Source organism: Paenibacillus sp. FSL R10-2771 (genome assembly GCF_038000205.1).
Classification (GTDB): Bacteria; Bacillota; Bacilli; order Paenibacillales; family Paenibacillaceae; genus Paenibacillus_AQ; species Paenibacillus_AQ phytohabitans.
On sequence record NZ_JBBOBM010000001.1, the window covers coordinates 1788440 to 1807873 of the forward strand.

Here is a 19434-nt window from a genome sequence, read left to right on the forward strand (position 1 = left end):
AAGGGCTCGGCAATAATTGATGAATCCTGAGAGGAGCGTTCCATATAATGAATGAAATTACTACAGCCGCATCCGGCAAGGTTCAGATCCAAGATGTGTTCTGGTCCGAATATATCCGTCTGGTCCGCGAAGTTATGGTTCCTTATCAGTGGGAAGCGCTGAATGACCGTATTGAGGGGGCTGTTCCCAGCCATGCGATCCGCAATTTCAAGATTGCTGCCGGACGGGAGGAGGGCGGGTTCAACGGAATGGTCTTTCAGGACAGCGATGTCGGCAAATGGCTCGAAGCGGTTGCTTATCTGCTGGAGACCCGGCGGGATTCCGCGCTTGAGGACATTGCCGATGAGGTGATTGAACTCCTGATTGCCGCCCAGCGGGCTGATGGCTATCTGAACACCTACTTTCTGCTGAAGGAACCGGGGCAGGAATGGAGCAATCTGGCGGAATGCCATGAATTATATTGCGCCGGACATCTGATTGAAGCGGCAACAGCTTACTACCGGGCTACGGGGAAAAGAAAGCTGCTGGATGCGGTCAGCCGCTATGCCGATTACATAGCTTCCGTATTCGGAACCGGACCCGGCAAGCTGCACGGGTATGACGGGCATCAGGAGATCGAGCTGGCACTCGTGAAATTATTCCATGCGACAGGGAAGCGGGAGTATTTGGAGCTGGGGCGTTATTTCCTGGAGCAGCGGGGGCAGCAGCCATCTTATTTCGAAGAGGAATGGGAGCGGCGCGGCCGTACCTTGCATTTCCCGGAACTCGACATAGTGCATGATCCCCTCTACAACCAATCCCATGTTCCGGTCAGGGAGCAAGCCACTGCAGAGGGACACGCGGTCCGCCTGGTGTATATGTGTACAGCGATGGCTGATATCGCCCTGGAGACGAAGGACGCGGGACTGCTTGCCGCCTGCCGGAAGCTGTGGGATAACATCGTGAATAGAAGGATGTATATTACGGGCGGCATCGGGTCCATGGAACAAGGGGAATCCTTTACGGCCGATTATGATTTACCGCCTGATCTGGCTTATGCCGAGACCTGTGCATCTGTAGGGCTGATCTTTTTTGCCCGGCGTATGCTGGCCCTGGATCATCACCGCAAATATGCGGATGTGCTGGAGAGAGCCCTCTACAATACCGTAATCAGCGGCATGTCGCTGGATGGGACCAAGTTCTTCTATGTCAATCCGCTGGAGGTGTACCCGGAGGTTCTGGGCAAGAACAAGAATTATAAGCATATACAAGCAGAGCGCCAGGGCTGGTTCACCTGCGCCTGCTGCCCGCCCAATGTCGCGCGTCTGCTGGCTTCGCTGGGAGATTACATGTATTCTGCGCAAGGGGATACCTTATACGTGGAGCTCTATATCGGCGGACAGCTGGAAACGGTGGTGAACGGGCTGCCGTTAAGGCTCGAACAGCATTCCAGTTACGTTACGGATGGCAAGGTCCGCTTTGTGGTCGATCCGGAGCAGGAGCGGGAATTCACCATAGCCCTGCGCATGCCGGAGTGGAGCAATGAGGCGATAGTATCCATACAAGGCCAGGCCCGTACATACAGCGGCGGAAGTGCTGACGGGTATATTCATCTCACCCGCAGCTGGGCGTCCGGCGACGCCATTGAGGTGTGCTTCGCGATGCCGGTGCACCGGATGAAGGGACATCCGCATATCCGCCAGATTTTCTTCAAAGTCGCCCTGCAGCGCGGTCCGTTCGTCTATTGTCTGGAGGAGGCAGATAACGGAAAGCGGCTGTACCAGCTGCGTCTGCCTGCCGGGCAAGCCTATACTCTTGCCGAAGAACCGGGATTCCCGGCGGGCATTCAGACGCTGAGCGTCCCGGGGATCAGGGCACAGCCGGAAGGGGAGTGGGTAGCGGAGGGATTGTACAGCAGCGGAGCCTCCTGGACCGGCCGGGAGGTGCAGCTGAAATTCATCCCTTACTTTGCCTGGGCCAACCGCGGAGCTGGTGAAATGTCCGTCTGGGTTGAGGAGGAAGCTGGCAGATAAGTGGATATACTATTCCTGCTGCTGTAGAACAGAATTTAACGGTGTAGCTTAATAGAGTAACCAGAGTAATCAGAGTAATCAGAGGTGTCCTCCGAGCCGTTGCATGGCTGGCCGGGGCATCTCTTTGTGTATGGGTACCCCTCACACTCCCTGCGGTCCATCAGCGGCAGCACCTTTGCGGACTGAAGGGCCGTTATTTCACCAAACCAGGCCTTTTTGCAGGCTATGCGGACTCAGATGCACTGATCAGACCCGGCTTCCCTCATTTTAAGCCCGAGAGAGCAATATAACGGCTCCACTGAGTCCGCAACAGGCAGTGAAACAGGTTTTTCCGCGAAATAAGGTCCTCTGAGTCCGGATAGCTCTGCGGGAGGACGCGTTCGTTTGCACTCCGCCGGCTAATCTACTCCTCATGAATATTATTTTAAATTTACAAATATGAATTTTTATTAGATAATATAACGAAACGTATCGTATCGTTTATTCATAGGCAATAACAGCGATTCAGGGGGTGAACCATTGAACACGGACATACACATAAATGTGAAGCACAAGGAAGCCCGCAGCAAACAGGGGATTCTGGAGGCGACGATTGAGATGCTCGCTGCAAACAATTATTCCTCTTTAACTATTGAGGCAGTGGCGTCACAGGCCGGAGTAGGCAAATCAACCATTTACAGATGGTGGAACAATAAAGCGCGTCTTGTACTGGATGCGTTTCTTATGACCGCGGAATCCGAGTTTGATTTTGACGCCGATAAACCGGTTCAGGATAACTTCAGGCAGCAGCTTGAAGCTTTGGCGCGTATTCTGAACAGCCCGATCGGGAAGTCCACCTTAACCATCGTTACGGAGAATGATGGGATTGCGAAAGATTTTTACAACCTATTCTTGATCACTAAGCGAAATACAGCCAAACAAGCGCTTCAGGCAGCCATCGATAAAGGTGAAGTGAAGTCGGCGCTTAACCTGGATGTCGTCCTGGATCTGCTCTATGGTCCCATTTACTTTCAGATTCTGATCTATAAAAAAATCCCGGATGAGGATTACATCAACGATCTGCTGATCCATGTGATGAATGGAATCGCTGCTGCTACGGCAAATTAAACAAACTATTAAAACCGGGGGAGCTTTACTTCATGAATCAGACGATAAGCAAGCAGAGCGGCAATTCAAGCTACTCTTTAATGACGGTCATATTATTCTGGTGCGGATTGGTCATCTTAACCAGCATGTATATCACAATTCCTTTGGCCGATGTATTTACGCAGGCCTTTCAGATCAGCCCGGGTGAGGCCGCCTGGATCGGAAGCTCGTTCTCACTCTGTTATGCGCTGGGCTGTCTGCTCTATGGACCGTTCTCAGACAGATACGGACGTAAAATATTCCTGGCGGCAAGTATTATCGGGTTAACTTTAGTCACCGTTGCGATCGGATTTGTGGATAGCTTCTACGGGCTCATTGTCCTCAGAGGGGTTCAGGGGCTTATTGCCGCTGCATTCGCGCCGATTTCACTCGTGTATGCCGGGGAAATGTTTCCTCCCCATAAAAGACTCACAGCTCTCGGATTTATAAGCTCCGGGCTGCTGATGGCAGGCATTGTAGGCCAGGTGTTCAGCGGGCTGGTTAACGAATATTGGGGCTGGCACGAAATTTTCTTCATTCTCGGAGGGGTGTACGGGATTACGGCAGTCATTGTCATTCGCTTTCTCCCGAAGGATGAATTGCACCGCCCGAAAGAAAATGTGCTGCTAAAGTTCAAGCAGATGGCCGGGCTGCTCAAACAAACACAGCTGCTGCTGGCTTTCGCCATAACCTTTGTGCTGTTGTTAGCCTTGGTCGGGATGTATACCGTATTAGGAAGTTATTTAAGCTCAGCCAAGTTTGGACTCTCCGCACAGGCAATCCTTTCGATTCGTGCAGCGGGCATCGCCGGAATGCTGTTGTCACCCTTCTCGGGAAGAATTGCCGGGCGGCTGGGGATGGCTGCCGTTCTGCGGGGCGGATTAGCTTTAGCTTCAGCAGGGCTGCTTGCCTTAGGCTTGAACCCGGGCCTGCCGGTTATTGTCCTGATGAGTGTTGTTTTTGTGGCGGGGATTGCCCTGGTAACTCCCGTGGTTATTTCCATCGTCAGCCAGCTGGGCGGGAGTGCGCGCGGATCGGCAATTTCATTCAACGCTTTTATTCTGTTCTTAGGCGCCAGCACGGGACCCTTGTTAGCCCTGAAATTATTAAAGACGGAGAACTACCCGCTTTCCTTCGGGATTTTGGGGTCAATTATATTCCTGGGATTCCTGGTTTCTCTTCTATTTAAACTGCCATCCAGAAGGCCTGTCACAAGTGAACAGGTGTCTGCTGTACCGGCAGAATAACAGTTACTGTGCGAAGGCATGCGATGATTCCATCGTATGCCTTTTTAAGTTGATATTCTTGAACTAGCCGCTATCCGTTGACAATTTATAAAAAAGTAAGCTATTATCTATTTAAATGTCAGTAAGCACTGACAGTCATTAATGAAAGTAGAAACGAGGCGAATGAATGTAATGGACGATAACGTTCAATCAAAGGATAGTATGCGGACCAATCATGGTATGCCATTAATGCGTATTCTTGTTTTCACACTGATCATCTCCGTGATGAATGGAACGATGTTCAATGTGGTTCTTCCGGTGATCAGCAGACAGTTTCAGCTTTCGCCATCGCAGGTGAGCTGGATCGTGACCGGTTATCTGATTGTATACGCCATTGGCACAGTGACCTTCGGCAAACTGACGGACAAATACAGCTTGAAGAATCTGCTGACATTCGGTCTATTGTTCCTTTCTGCCGGCTCCATAGTGGGGCTACTGGCTACCGAGTATTGGATGATGATCGCCGCCCGAATTCTGCAGGCTGTTGGAGCATCGGTCATTCCTGCGCTGGCCATGATCATTCCCATCCGTTATTTTGCACCGGAAAAGCGCGGCCGGATGTTAGGCACCAACGTAATCGGGACTTCTCTTGGCGCAGCACTAGGCCCGATTATTGCCGGCTTCGTGTCCACTGCCTGGAACTGGCAGGTGCTGTTTGTGATTCCTCTATTGTCGCTGTTTACACTGCCGTTGTACCGCAAATATCTGGATGATGAGAAAGGGAAAGATAGCACAATCGACTTCATCGGCGGAGTTCTGTTGGCAGGAACGATTGCTGCCTTATTGCTTGCGTTGACCAACGGAGGGAATGGGTATGCAATGACAGGGGTTGTTATGCTGATCCTGTTCATGGTGCGTATCCGCTATGCTGCTGATCCGTTCGTCAAACCTGCTGTGTTCCGCAACAGACCGTTTACCTTCGGTTTAGCAATATACTTTGTAACGGCGGCTATAGGCTTCGGGACTCCGTTCACTACACCTCAAATGTTATCCCAGGTAAACCAGCTCTCACCAGCCGTTACGGGGATCATTATGCTGCCGTCGGCTCTTGTCACTGCATTTATGGGACGCAAAGGGGGCAAGCTGGCGGATGAGAAAGGCAATCCTTTTCTTCTATATACAGCGGCCAGCATTCTTATCTTTGGTTTCTTATGCTTGTCTTCTGTTGTGGGGATGTCACCGGTCTTTATCTCGGTCTTTCTTATCTTCAGTGTGCTCGGTCAATCTTTGATGCAGATTGCTTTGACGAACACCGTTTCACGGACGCTGCCGAAGGAGCAGATCGGAATTGGGATGGGCCTCTTGTCCATGTTTAATTTCATTGCCGGGGCGGTCTCTGCCGCTGTCTTCGGGAAGATCCTTGATATGGGCACAACTGCTATTCATCTGAACCCGTTCCCGCACAATAGCACTGCCTTCGTATACAGCAATATTTTCCTGGCGCTCGCGTTATTGGTTGCTGTAATGGTCTTGCTCTTCTTCCTTCAATTCGGGCGCAGTGCTAAAATACAAAGCGGAGGTGGATTAAGTGAGCGAAGACAGCAGTATAAGCAACAGTGACAAATTGCTGCTCGCAGCAATCGATTTAATTGCAAGCAAGGGGTATAAAGGGGTAACTACCCAGGAAATAGCTGCCGCAGCCGGATTCAGTGAGAAAACATTGTTCCGCCACTTTGGAAGTAAACAGAACCTGCTCGAAGCTGCCTTTGACCGTTTTCATTATGCTGAAGAAATGACCAGGCTGTTTGATGAGAAACTGATCTGGGATTTGCAGACAGACTTGCTGCTGATCAGCCGGACCTACCATGAAATCATGAACCGCAACCGGAAGATGATTATGATCAGCGTGAAGGAAGCGGATAATTTACCGGGGTTCAGTGAAAGAACATTGAAGCATCCCAGACAATTTATAAGTATTTTGACGAATTATTTCACGGTGATGGCCGGCAAGGGGAAGCTGACCGATGTCAATCCGGAGATTCAGGCCTATTCCTTCATCTCGATGAATTACGGGGTTTTCGCCAACAATCTGGATATTGGCACAATCTCACTTGAGGCATTCATTAAGGAGAGTGTACAGACCTTCACCAGGGGGTTAACCCCTTAAGGAGGAGGTTTACCAGTTCACTTGAAGGAACAAACGGCGGGAATTATGGAAAAGGATCAGTTACATGAAACAGAAACATACAAAATTAATTCTTTTACGTTACAATATAAATAACCAGGGAAATATGGGAATATATATATAATTATGGAGGTGTATAATGTGGATTTTCATAGTTGTATTCACAGTGTTGGGGATTGTAGCTCTTATTAGCCCGCGAAGTTCATGGTATATGTCAAACTGGTGGAGGTTTGAAGGAGAGGTTGAACCAAGTGCTGGCTCTTTGATTTTTTATCGATTGGGAGGGTTTATCTTTCTTGTAATTGGTATTGTGTTGCTATCGAAAGTTCTCTAACGAAAGCCGATCGTATCCATTAGGAATACTTAAAAAACACGCTATTAAACCTCCACTAAAATGGAGGTAATTGGATTCAATTAAAGAGTGAAGATTCCCCCTCTTATAATTATAGCCGTACACGTGATGGTGTGATTTCTTGAAACAAGGAATTACGGTTATTTTATCGGGATTTCCTTCACTCTTTTCTTCTGCCATAAAACACTATGTCCGAGGATAAGTTCTCCCCTAAACGCTCATGTCATCTCCCAATAGGGCGCTCGTCGCAGTGGATTGGAACCTCATTCAGTGAAATTATTCAAAACAGATATAAAAAAAGGCCCACTAGTAATTTCTAGTTGACCTAATACAAAGGGGGTTAATTTGGAATTTTCTAAGAGTGATTAGTTACCAACATCAACTGTATCATATACCGTATAGCCCAATGGTACATTTTTTACAAGGGCTGTCACGGAAGTTTGAGCTACAAATTTACCTTTGGTCGCATCAATATCCCATTGTCCACTAACGCTCGTTTGACCGGCTGCAGGCCATGCTGGTGAATGATATGCTTGAGTACTGTTCATATAGTCATACCATAACGAAACGCCATCAGAAGGCCAGTTGTAAGCGATATTATAACGTAGGTTACTCACTCTAAAGTATTGTTGCGTTGTATGTGTAGAGAAAACCCATCCTTCCGACATTCCGCTAGATAGTAAGAAAGGAATGCTAGTCCCGCTTGCTAAAACATGAAGATCACTCGCTAGAAGACGAGAGTCGCTAAAAGACTTCTTTGCTGGCAATGTATGAATACTCTGTACGGATGATTCTAGAATTTCGCTGTTTTCGATTTGTGCTTGTTGTATTGTTTGTTCCAGTTCCGCTTGGCTCACACTTTTAGAAATAACAAAACCAAAACTTTCTTCAACTGTTTGATTAATTGGTGATATTTTTGTATTTGAAATTACACCTGTAACAGAACCATTAGATTCGAGAAGGTTAAAAGAAACACCATCTGCAGTTTCAGTTGTAGCATATTTCCTTCCATTTTCATCCTTCCCGAAGCTTACAGCATCAATATCGTATTCTTTACCGTTTAGCTCGAAGCTTACAGATAACTTTTCTTTCTCTTGGATGAGTGCAATCTTAGATAAGCTTCCAACCTCACTTAAATCAACTTTACTGTAGGCAACCCCTTCATAAACTGATTGTTCTGAAGCAGCAGATGCGTTTGGACCAAAAGATAAAATCGTTACCATTAAAACGCCAGAAACAAATGATTTTAACCTCATGAAAACTCCTCCTAATTTCTTAAAATATATTAATGGAAAATAATTCATTTTACTTATATATTGAATCATATATTCCAATATATAGCAATGATTAATTAGTATATTTTAACAAAATTTCAGAGTCTGAAGAATATCTGGGCGAAGAAATGAAATACAACTATGATAAAACGATTACGGCTGGCGCGACAATCAGATAACGCAGATCTTGCTTTGTTCGGGGCAATCAAGCTACTCAGTTAAAGGTTATAAGTGGATGACAGCACCGCACATGTTAGCGGAATTGCTCCTAATGAACAGCTAGGCGTTAAATCTGCAGGAAACGTTGCGTTTTTTACAGGTGGGGAAGGAAAGAGCCGTGATTGGTGCCAGCATTAAACGAATATAACTAAAATTCTGCAACCCTGACTGAAATTTGCTGCCTTATGAATTCAAACATGATGAAATATAATTGAGAGAACGGAAGCTGTTGAAGAAAAGGGGCGGGAGATGGCCAGGGTTAGGAGCACAGCAGAGCAGCTTAAGAGGTGGTTTGCGGATCTATCCATCCAAATCAAGCTGATTGGGGCTTATATCGTGATTATTCTGGTTCCGGTTATTGTGATTTCCAACTATTTGTTTACCGGGTTCTATCAGAATACGATCCAAGACATCATCAAGGAGAATCGTTACCAGACCGATAATGAGAAACAAGAGATTATGAGCAAAATCGGAGTCATGGAGCAGTCAATCGGATTACTGGTTTCGGATCGGCAGCTGAGGGAGTATGTAACCGTTGAATCGGAGCCCGGGTTGAACGATATCAAGCGGTTTCAGGAATACTCCTTCACCTATTTACAAACCGTGTTGTTCAATAATTCGGATATCGCAAATATTCACTTTTTCGTGAACAATCCATGGATTAGTGAGCTCTGGCCAATCATTTATCATGAAGAAAGGATTAAGGACAAGCCATTTTATACTAAAATGATGAATCAAACCAGAAACGATCTATGGGAGATTCAATCTGAAGATGCACTATTACAGGACAGCAACGATGCTGTGAACCCAAGCTCAAGCTCTATAGTCTCCTTGATGGCGGGAGTTAATCAAATGAACAGCCAGAATCTTATCCAGCATCTTGGAATCGTCAAAGTCGATATGCCCATCGGGAATTTCTTCAAAAAGGCTTATAACAACAGCAGTGACCGTGATTCCCGGTTCTACATACTTGATCAGCAGGGCAATCTGCATGCCAACAGCACAGACCCGCTACCGGGATTGGATGAAGCTGATATTCAGCAGGCCGTCGCTAAGTACAAGCAAGCAGGCAAGTCATCATTGCTGCTCTCCCACAAAGGGGAGGATTTCATATACCTTGTTGAACATATCGATAAAATAAATGCAGAGCTTATCAATGTGATTTCCTTACACACTACATATTCCAAGATAGATCGAACCCGAAACACCGTTATTGTGGTCATTCTAATCCTGCTGATGCTTCTGGCCATTACAACCTTCTTCATGCAGTCCATCATATTGAAAAAACTGAATATTCTGCGGGACTCCATGAAACAAGTGCGCGGCGGTGACTTTGGCGTAGACATTGATGTCACAGGCGGCGATGAGATCGGAGAGCTGGCCCACCATTTCCGGCAGATGCTGAATACGATCAATGGAATGATCGCCGATGCGGTGAAGCGCAGCGCAGCCACGAAAGAAGCCGAGCTCCAGGCGTTGCACAATCAGATTGATGCCCATTTTTTATACAACACCCTGGAAAATTTGAAGATGCTTGCAGAGGTTGAGGGACAATATACGGTATCGGATGCGCTCACTTCCCTGGGCAGCATGATGCGTTACAATCTCCGATGGACAGGTGACCGGGTGCAGCTGAGAGATGAAATGGGGCATATTCAGCATTACATAGCAATTATGAGCATCCGTTATGATGAGAAGCTGAAACTGGAGATTGAGGTGGAGGACAGATTTTGGGATCACGAGATATTGAAGATGTCGCTGCAGCCTATTGTGGAGAATGCCTTGAAGCACGGGGTTTATTCCGCTCTGATGAGAAGTGACGGCCTGATTGTGGCTATCCATGCTTTTGAAGACGGGGATTTCTTCTATATTGAGGTCACTGACAACGGTATCGGAATTGCCGGGGATAAGCTGCAGGAGCTGAATCGTAAGCTGATTATGAGTGAAGAGGAATTCAATGCATTGCCCCGGGAGACGGCGGAAACAACGGAACTGAATAAAGGCAGCGGCATCGGGCTGCGAAATGTGAATCAGCGGATTCAGATGGTGTACGGTAATGAACATGGACTCCGGATAGAGAGCAAGCGGGGAAGCTATACCCAAGTGACCGTTAAATTGCCTTTATTAACATCAGGTAGAGGAGGAACGCAGATTATATGAGAAAGCTCCTGATTGTAGATGATGAAAAGAATATCCGCCGCGGGCTTCAGGCCATGATTGAGCGGGAATATACAGATGTATATGACATTCACTTGGCTTGCGATGCTTTTGAGGCGCTGGATATACTGAAAGCTGTGCATATAGACCTTCTGATTACAGATATTCGTATGCCGGAGATGGATGGGATCGGATTAATAAAATCGATTCAAGACTTCCATCTGAAGCCTGTAATTGTAATAGTCAGCGGCTATGATGATTTCTCTTATGCCAAAGCGGCTATCCGCTATGAAGTGAAGGAATATCTGCTCAAACCGGTGATCCGCGAGGAATTGGCTGCTGCAATTAAGCGCGCTGAAGAGGAGCTTGGACGAAGAGAAGAAGTGATAGATGCACTGTCCGCGTCCTCTGAGCAGCGGGAGGAGTACATGGAGAGCCAGCTGAATTACTACGCGGGCTATCCATCAGCGGAGGCGGAAGAGGTTAGAGAGCGGCTGACCCAGCTGGAGCTGAACTGGATGGATCACGGTTTTCATGCAGTGATGATTAAATATGCCGGAGATTTGCAGGCACTAGGGACGGTTACCTTTAAGGCGCAGATCCATGCGTTAATAGAACAGCTTCAGCCTGCATTTCATTTTCGCTTTGTACGTTTTTTTGGCCGGAATACGCAGGCTGTTATCCTGACGGAAGGGATGCATGCTGCCCGGATAGTAACCGGACTGCTGATGCAGGCAGATTCTCACCTGAACATCGCCGTAAGCGGGCTGAATTATGGGATGGAGAAGCTGTACTCTGCTTATGAGGAGGCGGTTGTTTCTTTGAAGCATACTTTCATGCTGCCCGCACCCGGTATCGTAACATTCGAAGAGGTTTGCCTTAAGGATAACGGCTATCAGGTGCCGGCAGATACAATCAAAAGGGTTGCGAATATGCTGGGTTCAGGGCGGGAGAAGGAGATGCTGGGCCTGCTGCATGAGATATTAGACGCTGCGGATATTAGCCCGAAGAATATCGGGTATCTTGAGGAAATCAGCAGAGCCTTGAACGAAATTGTATTTGATCAAACCAAGCAATCTTATGGTAAAGAAGAATCATCAGAAATACTCCAACAGTACAGCAAGGTTAGCGATTTATATCAGTTCAGCTGTTTCCAAGACTATTACCGTGAAGTAGAGAGCTTATTCCTGCTGCTGGATGGCAACCTCCAAACCTTGAAATCCGTGCAGATCGATAATAAAGAAATGAAGAAGGCGATCCAGTACATTCATGAGAACTATGCGCAGAATATTAATATGACCATTATTTCTAATCTAGTGTCCTATAACTATTCTTATTTCAGCCAGGCCTTCCGGGATTACACGGGAGAGAACTTTGTAACCTACTTGAAGAAGTACCGGATCGGTAAGGCCAAGCAGCTGCTCCAAACCACAGATGATATGATTTACGAGATCGCCAAGAATTCGGGGTTTGAGAACACGAAGAACTTCAACCGGGTATTTAAAGAAAGTGAAGGTGTAAGTCCGGTAGAATACCGTAATCAGCAAAAAGTACTGTCTGTGTCAATAGATCAATAGCCGAAGTGTTTACCATCTCTTACTCTTTCATCTCAATGGTTATCCCTTAAATTTATGGAAGATTAATCCGATAAATAAGGAATCTGCATAACAATAATGGATATATATTGATAAGGAAGCAGGGATGATATTGTCTTCCAGGAAGCTTATCTTTAACGGAGATGAAGTCCAGCGCCTGCAGACCAGAATAGGTCATTTAAGCCAGGACACTAACCGGCTGTATTTGCAGCTGAAGGGCCAGTCCAGCGGCTGGGACGGGATTCCCCTAGGAGACCGCCTGGTGAAGGCCCAGGTCATGATCAATGAATTAACCGTAGAAGCAGAGAAATTGGAGGATATTATCCGGGTAGCCCTGAAGGGGGTCACAGGACTGCAAGAGGAGAATAAACGGCAAGCCGACAAGCTTACGCAGCAGTTTAGTCTTCTCGCGGGTGCATTCGGAAGCTTTGGGACACAAGGTCCTGCCGGGCGGATTTCCATTCCTGCCATTGTGCAGAAGAGTGTAGCGTATCTGATCATTTCTGTTACCGTCCTGCTGGGAAAGGATGAGCTGAATAACGATCCGGCAGTGCAGAAGCTGCGGAATATCATCCAAACGTCCGGGCTTTTGACCGTAGAGAGTATTGCGGCCCTAAGCAAGCTGAAGGATATCTTCGCGGCGCGGGATGGGATCGCGAAGGCGCAGATGGCCTTCAAGGTCTATGAAGCGTTCGGGAACAAGACGCAGATGGAGGCCGTCCACGTGCAGGCCGAAGAAGCACGCCGGAAGCTGGCTTCGCTGGGAGTAGGCAAGGTCCAATATGAAGCAGGGAAGGATCTAAGCGGCTATTTCAAGCAGCCGGCTGTCAAGGCCTGTGATTATGATCCGTCGATCACGGCGGAGAGTGTACCGCTCATACATAACGAAGAATATCTCCTGCTGCTGCGGATGGCGATGGAGAAGAGTGCCGCTGGAGCCTATGTGCGAAGCCAGTTGGAAGTGAAGCGGCTGCAGATTGAGGCGGCTGAACGTAAGTTGGCGCTGGATAGCAATACGGAAGCGAAGAAATATAACTTTGAGGAGTACAGCAAAACACTTATAGGAAACACATGGGTACTCAGTAAAAATGGCATAACAGACCAGGAGGCGGCGCAAGCATCCATAGCGTATCAGGAAGCCGTCAGGAATGGAGAAATCAAATCTAATCTGGACAATGTGCCCGTTGATATCATGCAGGAGCAGATTCTGGCAGCAAAAGACGGGACCAACTACTGGACCGGTGCGAAATTATCGAAGCTGCAGGCCTATGGTATAATCATTAGCAGTGTAGTCGCCAGTTTTCAAGGGATTGAAGGAATGCGCGGCAATGTAAAGATAAAGAGAAGCCTTCCGCTGAACCCCGGTGCGGGTGAAATATCTGCGTCTAGGGTGAAGAAGCTAAATGTTCCGGTATCTGAGGGAACGGGTGAAGTTCGTTCTTCTATAATTAGTTCAGAAATGGAGAAGAAAATATTAGATGGACAAAGAAAACTTCCTACGAAGAATGAATTGATAGGTGGTCATTCTCCTAAAATCAACAATGCAAATCCTAATTATGCAGTTCAAGAAATAACAGTTAATGTAGATGGAACAAGAAAAGTTAAGTTTACTACTCAATTTCCTGATGGTAATTTATCTAACATTAAAACAAGCACTTTATTCCCAGAATCATGGAGTGATTCGCAAATTATTAATAGTATAAAAGATACTGGTAATACAGCACCTATTGGAGTTCGTGCCTCGGATGGTGCAACACTTCATAGAGGAACTGTTAATGGTGTTCAAGTTGAAGTAATTAAAATTGGTGACAATGTTGTATCGGGCTATCCAACAGGTGGGGGAGCTACACAACTTCTAAGTGGTTTTAAAGCACCTTAACTTGTAATCTGATCCAAAGGAGATTTTTAATGTTTAGAGAATTTGACGACTATCTTTCAGGATATTTCTCAGATGATTATTGGTATGATGAAGGGTTTTCAATTGCGCAGGAGATGCTGGTGAAATTCTCCCAACGGGATTGGGAGGAATTGTCAAGTGAATCGTTAAATAAGCCAATCGAGTGGCAAAGAAAATTAGCATATTGTTTGCATAATGAATCTAGTATGGATGAATTGAATGTGTTGTTGAAATTGCTGATTAGTAATGATGAAGAGTTATTCGAAATATGTATTGATGCATTAAGAAGCTTTACAAGTACTGAAGGTAAAAAAATGATTTTAAAAAATCCTGCAATTCTACAGAGGGTTGATGAGTTAATTCCCAATTCAGGTGAAGCGACAAAAAAAATATTTGAAGATTTTCTGGAAAAGATACAAAGCTGACGATATTATTTGTGAGGACTAGCCAATGCTGAATGAACCCGTCATTCAACCAATGGCTCAACTGGTCCATACAATACCCGTATAAAGACACATCAAATGGTTTAACTTCAAATCCTGAAAATGCTATTCCGTTACAATGAACAGGTCCACTATGGTCAGATAATACCATGGTTGACCTGTTTTTTGTGTGGGAACAGAAGAGGAATCCTACATCTTTGGATAACTCTAAATGATATGGAAAATAAAGCCGATAATAAAAAGGCAACTTATATATCAAGTAATAAATTACATATGAAATATTGCTTTGCGGGCGAAGTGTGAATTATCAATAAGATAGAAATGAGGAGCGGATATTATGAAAAAAAGACCTTTATTTTATTTATCCACTGCAGTTCTGGCAGTTAGTATATTTGCGGGTGTAGGCAACGCCGTACAAGCAGAGGCACCTGCAGCTGCATCATTTACGGATACGACAGGACATTGGGCAGAGGCTAGTATTCTGGCTGCGGTGCAGAAGGGCTATGTGTCAGGCTATCCGGAAGGAACATTTCAGCCGGAGAAAACGGTGAGCCGCTCCGAATTTATAGCTATGCTGGTTCGTTCCCTGGGACAAGCCTCAGATACGAGTACAACCTCCCCTTGGTATATTCCCTATGTTAATACAGCGACTGAATCAGGCTACTATGTAACCGGGGATTTCAGCTCAGATGATTGGAATGCGCCTCTAAGCAGACAGGAGTTAGCCAGAATTGCAGTGCGTGTCATCGGGAAAACGGCAAAGGATAATACGGAATATATGTATATGGCGACCTCGAACGGGGTGTTATCGGGAACAGGAAACGGAGCACTGAACGTAACAGGAACAACGACAAGAGCCCAAACGGTGACCGTGATTGAGCGAATCTCCCATATCTTACAAGGAGAGACGCTGCCCGTGGATACTCTGGCTGTGGCCAATGCGCAAGAAGCGATGAATGCTCCCAAAGATCCGTGGGGAAGAGCGGTCCGGACAACGAATCTTCCCAAAAATGCAAAGGATTTCCCATACATACTGGAAGAGTACCCGAATGAAATGTACGAGTTGGAGCTTCCCTTCAAGGGGATAACAGAGCCGGCATTTAAGATCAGCACACCAGCAGAATTATATAAAACAGATACTCTTATTCAGAATAAGAAGGAAATGGAAAAGTGGAAGGATAATGCTGAGGCGTATTACAAGCTCCTTCTAAATGTAGATTACCGGACAATCAACGGGAAATGGGCTACGGACTTATATAGTCACAAGAATCAGTGGAATAGTGTTGGACTTGAAGAGGTCATGGATTATGTGGTATGGGCTAAAAAGAATAAAATTGTAACGGAGGGTTCACTTGTCGTTGAGCCTTCAATGATATTTCACTCAAGAATTGGCAGTTATTTCATCCGGGCAGAATTTTCTTTTAGAATTAAGGAATATACTGAATACAATGAAATTTTTGATGATATTCGTTTTAATAGTCACCAAGGGTTTGATAACCTCAAGGCTCTGGGGAAGTTTCAAAAGGGACAATGGTACCATGGTTATGCTGATATTGTTCTTGGTACAAATATACAAGATGGCATTAAAAGAGTATCTAGTAATGCAACCTTATTTAATTTAAGTACCATTATTCACAAAAAGAACTAAGGCGATAAATATATGACTATATCCAAGAGATTTTGCTCGAAAATCTTAATTATCCTTATATTCTGTTCATTTTTAATAAACATGTTTTCAACTCAAATTTTTGCAGCTAATGATGTGATAGTTGAAAGTAATGGTTCAATAACATTCAATACAACCGGCAAAGAGGCAACATCAGGAATAAAATATCGAACGGTTGGATTTACAGTCCATCGTTCTCCGGCATGTACAAATTCTCAATGTGATCCGCAATCAGGAACTCATGGTGAGATAAGGATTCAGCAAGTGGGTCCTGATGTACCTGTTGGGAATGGAGACGTCCAGACATTTTTTGAAGTTCCGGAAGAAATGGTATCTAAGGCTCTAGAAGATGCGGGTCTAGAAGATATTTCCTACGGTGGAACCATCTATCTATCTGCCATTTTCCATGTTCTGCACTATAGCAACAATGTACTTGTCTCAGAAAGTGGGGATTTTGTTGACCTTCAGCATATAAAAAATGCGGAGTCATGGGCAAGTCCCGGCGACTTCAGGCAATATTTCGATGTGCCTGTGCCGTATACTGCAAAGTTTCCTGTAACCTTAATGCTCAAAAAAAGTACAGGGCAGTTAATTTCTCAATCTGCTGTGGTCAATCCGGATGATCCATCACACAACTGGAAACCTGGTCAGACCATCACGGTTCCTCTTCAGGCAACACTTACTGGTGCAGATGGTAAAACATACAGATTAATTAAATCATACTTACAGTCTAAACATCATTTAAGCGATATGAACCATATTGTAACGGGTGTTATAGCCGAGCGTAACTTCACAACTTATCTCGGGGGAACCAACGTCATAGCCGTTTATGAAGAAGATGAGGGAACTCCTCCAACAGACCCGGCACCACAATGCAGCGTGGTAATTAATCCTCCGTCAAGAGGAACAGTCCTATCAAATGCTGTACTTGACCCTGCAGCGTCAGGTGTTATTCGTGCAGATCATAGGGACGCCGAGCAGTTTGATGTTACGCAGGGAATACCAACTACAGAGAGCCTGTATGCGAATGTACTTGACAACAATTATCTTCATCAATATCAGTTTGTAAATATGACCGGAACCGTTACGTATACAATTCAGGTGCAGAAAACGTATAACTTGACTTGGACTATACCCGCCACTGCGGGTGTGCCTCCTGCAGCTGGAACCCCAGCCCAGCCGAAGGAACGCCCGGAAACCGTAACCAAGGATATAACCGTAACGAGGCCCTATTCTTATTGGCAAATCGACAATTTGGAGATCTACAAGCTTTCCAAATCGACGTTATCCAATTACGCGCTGCCGGGCGGTTCCGTACAATTGAATCCTGCCGGATATACAGAGCCTTCGCTTTCATCTGAATATAGTACGGACGTAGATGATCACGTAAGGCCATTTGCCTGCGAACCCATTAAATTGGATCCGGAAACGGTTTCCGGAACTACAACGGAGCCTCAAGTTCCTAACCAGACTGCCGCTTTCCAAAGTGAAGCAGAATCGAGTGTGGGCAAGAATACAGTGAATAATGATTCTGTCGTTTTTAATGAGATGACCATAATGGATCAAACAGAGGTACCGGAGTCAGCGCCTGCCCCATCCGCCTTACCCGTGCCAACTCAGATCGATCGGAATGTTCTATATGGCACGAATTATTGGATAGGGTCAACACTGCAGAACCGGGCGAATACATTAAGCTCCGGGTCCATCTATTACAACCTGATCCCTGGAAATGTGAACGGTGGCTCCGATAAAAGTTTTGCAATAAACGGTATTAATTCTATAACAGTTCATACTCCTGTGGTCAATTACTCTGTTATTCCGGATGACAACCGGCCATATGATCAGCGGATGTCCCCGGACATGACAAGGACGGTGCTGATCCTGGACCGGCCGTTTACCGTTCATTTTACGGAGAGCGGGCAACATCTTAATATTCCGGGTTATGGCAGCAGAGATTACATGAAATATACCCTGAATAAAAGGATACAGTTTCCGTTTGGTGTGTTTGAAGGCAGCGAGTACTATTCCGAAGGCACCTGGATTAATATCCCTGTTGGAACGCCAGAAATGACTTTTACAATGCCGACTTGGGTGAATGAAGGCAATTATACTGTTCATACGCAATCGTGGGCCATTAATGGCACACCTGCAGATCCAACCGGTCTCTGTGAACTGAACAGGAACGGAGATCTCAATAATTATTGCGCCTCAAATAGCTTTGATGTAGGGGTGGTAGGACGCCTGTTTGATTTTCGCATATGGGATATCGGGGACTTCAGGTTTGAGAAGGTCTTCCGTACCGCAACGGGAAGCACTGATCACAGCCCGGCCATGTACTATACAGGGGGGAACGATGAGAACGGAAACCCAACAGCCTTATATGGACACAAGCAATGGTTCCTGCCGATCCGCAAGGGCTCCCATCCGGCCGAGCAAAAGACGGTTCCGCATAACGGGTATTCCTTCTTATTTGATTTCCGGACTATAGGGAATTTGTGGGAGCCGGGTGAGGGGATACGGATTGAACCTACGTTTTGGTTTGTTCCAAAGACTGGGGGTTCACCCGCTCCTGTGGATCTGTACTATGATATCTCTGGAACTGCGAATAAAATGATAGGCGTTGGTTCACCCAAGGATACTCTGAGTTATAAGCGTACCTATCGTCTGGCAGACAGCATGCGAAATATTCCAACCGGCGAGCTGTCTACAGCGGCCAGTTATGAATACAACTATATTCTGTCGGATGCAGAGCGGGCAGAGACTTCATGGACCAAGTTCTATAGGCTATACCTGAAGCGTAAAACGACAATAGGGAACGGGTACAACCTGGAGATACTCCCTTTTAAATCCAGAACTTTAGTAGGTCCCACGGTAATCCCGGCCTCTGTGAATCCGGTTACGGCGGTACGGAGTGTACAGCATTGGTATGGAGAATATCATTTGCCGATTGCTCCTTACATTCTCCCTAAGGGCACTAGTATTGTTTCACTCGCCAATCACTATGGAGGAGCCTTGGACGGGCATGAGCCGGAGTTTTTAAGAGGGGGATATATCCTCGTGAAATTCGAAATTTATACGATAAAAAATGGCGATGCCAATACACGCATTCTCGGATATAAGGCACCGATTGCTAATATGTGGGCCATTGAAGGTCAAATGGCGGGGGATACCGATGAATTGGGGCAGATGTTTTCATTTTCCTCAGGGGATATCATAATGTTCGAATCAGACTATTCCGTACGGAATGATTATCAGGGACAGAGCAAATAAAGAGCAAATAAAA

At 46.0% G+C, this 19434-nt stretch carries 13 protein-coding genes; 12 read left to right on the forward strand and 1 reads right to left on the reverse strand.

Annotated elements, in window-relative coordinates; genetic code table 11:
• Positions 1-47: 47 nt before the first annotated feature.
• The 6 genes from NSU14_RS07405 to NSU14_RS35950 all read left to right on the forward strand — a co-directional run bounded on the left by NSU14_RS07405 (position 48) and on the right by NSU14_RS35950 (position 6882).
• Positions 48-2012 carry a glycoside hydrolase family 127 protein gene (locus tag NSU14_RS07405; protein WP_340943875.1) on the forward strand — a complete coding sequence of 655 codons (1965 nt, stop codon included), beginning with the start codon at positions 48-50 and terminating at the stop codon, positions 2010-2012.
• Positions 2013-2555: 543 nt separating this feature from the next.
• A complete protein-coding gene (locus NSU14_RS07410; RefSeq protein ID WP_156118680.1) occupies positions 2556-3119 on the forward strand; it encodes a TetR/AcrR family transcriptional regulator C-terminal ligand-binding domain-containing protein in 564 nt (187 codons plus the stop codon).
• 32 nt (positions 3120-3151) lie between these two features.
• Entirely contained in the window at positions 3152-4384 is a 1233-nt protein-coding gene (locus NSU14_RS07415; RefSeq protein ID WP_340943879.1) for an MFS transporter, read from the forward strand.
• A gap of 219 nt (positions 4385-4603) precedes the next feature.
• Positions 4604-5983 carry an MFS transporter gene (locus tag NSU14_RS07420; protein ID WP_340948910.1) on the forward strand — a complete coding sequence of 460 codons (1380 nt, stop codon included), beginning with the start codon at positions 4604-4606 and terminating at the stop codon, positions 5981-5983.
• The gene (locus NSU14_RS07425; RefSeq protein ID WP_076244649.1) at positions 5952-6530 is read left to right on the forward strand and encodes a TetR/AcrR family transcriptional regulator; all 579 of its coding nucleotides are present in this window, start codon (positions 5952-5954) and stop codon (positions 6528-6530) included. The genes NSU14_RS07420 and NSU14_RS07425 overlap by 32 nt, the downstream gene beginning before the upstream one ends.
• A 157-nt stretch (positions 6531-6687) precedes the next feature.
• Entirely contained in the window at positions 6688-6882 is a 195-nt protein-coding gene (locus NSU14_RS35950) for a DUF6199 family natural product biosynthesis protein (RefSeq protein ID WP_039306418.1), read from the forward strand.
• A gap of 383 nt (positions 6883-7265) precedes the next feature.
• Here the strand turns inward: NSU14_RS35950 and NSU14_RS07430 are convergent, their stop codons facing one another.
• Positions 7266-8156 (reverse strand): hypothetical protein, encoded by an 891-nt coding sequence (locus NSU14_RS07430; protein WP_076244651.1) that lies wholly within the window; start codon positions 8154-8156, stop codon positions 7266-7268.
• Positions 8157-8642: 486 nt separating this feature from the next.
• Here NSU14_RS07430 and NSU14_RS07435 point away from each other — a divergent pair, with 486 nt between their 5' ends.
• From NSU14_RS07435 to NSU14_RS07460, 6 genes are all read left to right on the forward strand, one after another.
• Positions 8643-10553 (forward strand): sensor histidine kinase, encoded by a 1911-nt coding sequence (locus tag NSU14_RS07435; protein ID WP_076244653.1) that lies wholly within the window; start codon positions 8643-8645, stop codon positions 10551-10553.
• Positions 10550-12127 carry a response regulator transcription factor gene (locus NSU14_RS07440; RefSeq protein ID WP_340943885.1) on the forward strand — a complete coding sequence of 526 codons (1578 nt, stop codon included), beginning with the start codon at positions 10550-10552 and terminating at the stop codon, positions 12125-12127. The genes NSU14_RS07435 and NSU14_RS07440 overlap by 4 nt, the downstream gene beginning before the upstream one ends.
• A 130-nt stretch (positions 12128-12257) precedes the next feature.
• Positions 12258-14024, forward strand: a complete 1767-nt coding sequence (locus NSU14_RS07445; protein WP_340943889.1) for an EndoU domain-containing protein — start codon at positions 12258-12260, stop codon at positions 14022-14024.
• Between the two features lie 29 nt (positions 14025-14053).
• Positions 14054-14467: a hypothetical protein gene (locus tag NSU14_RS07450; RefSeq protein WP_336101494.1), complete on the forward strand. Its 414-nt coding sequence runs from the start codon at positions 14054-14056 to the stop codon at positions 14465-14467.
• 355 nt (positions 14468-14822) lie between these two features.
• Positions 14823-16133, forward strand: coding sequence for an S-layer homology domain-containing protein (locus NSU14_RS07455; protein ID WP_336101493.1), 1311 nt, complete (start codon positions 14823-14825; stop codon positions 16131-16133).
• Positions 16134-16145: 12 nt separating this feature from the next.
• Positions 16146-19421 (forward strand): DUF5704 domain-containing protein, encoded by a 3276-nt coding sequence (locus NSU14_RS07460; RefSeq protein ID WP_340943896.1) that lies wholly within the window; start codon positions 16146-16148, stop codon positions 19419-19421.
• The last annotated feature ends 13 nt before the right edge of the window (positions 19422-19434 follow it).